This is a genomic window from Bacillus sp. JJ1474 (assembly GCF_036965225.1).
Taxonomy (GTDB): Bacteria; Bacillota; Bacilli; order Bacillales; family Cytobacillaceae; genus Cytobacillus.
In genome coordinates this window covers 1-2,501 of the sequence record NZ_JBALPC010000167.1, presented here as the reverse complement: position 1 = coordinate 2,501, position 2,501 = coordinate 1, and the positions used below count along the sequence as shown (strand labels likewise).

Genomic DNA, 2,501 nt, shown 5'->3' with positions numbered 1-2,501 from the left:
GGCAGGATTATTAAACAAAATAGAGCAAGTTTAACATTTAAGATAAACATGGCAATAAAAATACCCACTAAAAGGAATGCCCCTTGAATGAACGTTACGATCACACTCACAAACATATCCTTTATTGCTTCTGTATCATTGGTTACCCTTGAGACGATACTTCCAGCAGGTGTTTTATCGAAATACTTTAGTCCAAGCTTCTGGACCTTCGTAAAAACGTCTACACGAAGCTGTTGAATGATCTTTAAAGCGATCTCCTGAAATTTCAGCAATTGAAAATAAGAGACAAGTACATTCATAATTTGAATCCCAATAAAGGCTGCCCCTAATGCAAATAGAGGTTCAAATTCTAAATTTCGTGGTCTTAAATAGTCATCAATGAAAATCTTAATCAATATCGGTCCAAGAACATCACCAATAGTTGTCATTAATAGCAAACTGAAGGCTAGGACCATCGTTTTCTTATGGGGCTTTGTATAGGACAGAAGACGAAAAAGAATTTTCCTCTGTTCCTTTCCTTCTATTCCCTTAATTTCATTCATCATCCTAACCTCCCTGCTCAACCAATTCTTCTAGCTGCTGCTGTAAATACATCTCTTTATACCAGCCGTTCTCATGCATTAACTGCTCATGAGTGCCCCTTTGGACAATTTTCCCATTATCAAGAACAATAATAAGATTAGCATGCTGAATGGCACTTAAACGATGTGCAGTAATAATCGTTGTCTTCCCTTCACGTTCTTGTCTTAATGCAGACAAAATGGCTTCCTCCGTTTTAGCATCAACAGCAGACAATGAATCATCCAATATCAATACCTCAGGCTGCATTAATAAAGCCCGAGCAATGGAGATGCGCTGTTTTTGCCCGCCAGAAAGAGATACTCCACGTTCACCGACAACCGTATCGTAGCCATCTGAAAACTGTAAAATGTCGTCATGAATGTTTGCTAGCCTTGCAGCTGCATAAATCTCTTCAATATCTGCATGTGGCTTTGTAAAAGCAATATTTTCAGCAATAGTTGCCGAAAATAAAAAATGGTCCTGTGGTACATAGCCAATTGCTTCTCTTAGCTTTTCAATTTGATAATGATTTAATGGGTTTTCAGCAAACATGATGGTACCATCATACCCTTCAAATTCACGAATCAATAATTTTAACAGAGTTGTTTTCCCCGCACCTGTTCTACCTACTACCCCTAACGTTTCTCCTCTATTCAAAGTAAAATGGATATCCCTCAATAATGGCATTTTATCCTCTGGATATGTAAATGTAGAAAGGTTAAATTCAATATCCCCACTTGGAACCGTTTCTAGCGCGTCAGGAAGATCATAAATATCAACCTTTTCCGAAAGGAGTGAGGTAACGCGATCATTTGAGGCACGCCCTCTTTCAACAATATTAAAGAGCCAGCCAAATGCGAGCATTGGCCAGATAAGCAGTCCTAAATAAGTCGTAAACGAAACTAGCTCCCCTATTGTCATTTCTTCATTAAGTACATATTTTGCACCAAAGGCAATGGACAGGAAAAAGGAAATGCCTACTATAATTGATATGGTAGGGTCGAATAATGAATCGATTCTGGCAACAGAGACGTTCTTTTTAACGACATCCTCAGATTGCTCCCTAAAATCCTCAATGTCCTCTTTCTCTTGACCAAATGTTTTAATCACTTTAATCCCTGTTACACTTTCCTGTGTTTTATCATTTAAAGCTGAAAATGCCTCCTGTGCCTTATGAAAGCGCTTATGAAGCATAGTTCCGTACCAACTCGTTAAAATGGCCATAAGGGGCATCGGAATTAAGCTGATTAAAGTAAGTTTCCAGCTAATTGTTGCGGCCATGGCAATAATAACAAATCCGCCTGTGGCTAATGAATCCACAAGTGTCAATACACCTGCTCCGGCCGTTTGCTGAATAGCTTGAAGATCATTTGTTGCGTGTGCCATCAAATCACCAACCCGCTTCTTTTGATAGAAGGATTGGGACATATTTGTGAAATGATGATAGAGTTTATTCCTTAATATTTTCGATAGTTTAACAGCTGAGCCGAAAATCATTATTCTCCAATAATATCGTAAAATATACATGAACATAGCAGCTCCAACTAATGCACCCAATAATTGAAAAAGGTTGTTCCAAGATAAAGTTTGATCCTTTATATGATCAACAAAAATACCTATCACTTTAGGAGGAACAAGCTGCAGCAGAGCTACAAGCAATAACATTAGGATACCTATTAAATAAGGTTTTTTCTCTTGTTTAAAAAACCACATTAAATCTAAGAACACTCTCATCTCTTAAGTCCTCCAGAATTGAAAAAACTGCATCTAAGTCTGTACCTTTCAAAAGACATCAAATGAAAGGTAATAGTTGCCTTTTGATCATAATACTTTAGCTTAAATAGTGTATCAAATATTACAAAAAATAGGAAGATTTATATAATGTGAATTTTATTACATAAAAAAGCACCCATTACTGAGTGCCCGTCCACCATTATTTT

At 37.1% G+C, this 2,501-nt stretch carries 2 protein-coding genes; both read right to left on the bottom strand.

What is annotated here, in order from left to right:
- A partial coding sequence (locus V7164_RS18815) for an ABC transporter ATP-binding protein (RefSeq protein WP_335354891.1) occupies nucleotides 1-542 on the bottom strand: 542 nt, incomplete at its 3' end.
- 4 nt (nucleotides 543-546) lie between these two features.
- On the bottom strand, nucleotides 547-2,295 hold the full coding sequence (locus tag V7164_RS18810) for an ABC transporter transmembrane domain-containing protein (protein ID WP_335354890.1): 1,749 nt from the start codon (nucleotides 2,293-2,295) through the stop codon (nucleotides 547-549).
- Nucleotides 2,296-2,501: the final 206 nt, after the last annotated feature.

What these genes read in the sequence shown, in the direction of transcription:
- V7164_RS18810 (WP_335354890.1), bottom strand. Translation starts at nt 2,295, where the DNA reads ATGAGAGTGTTCTTAGATTTAATGTGGTTTTTTAAACAAGAGAAAAAA.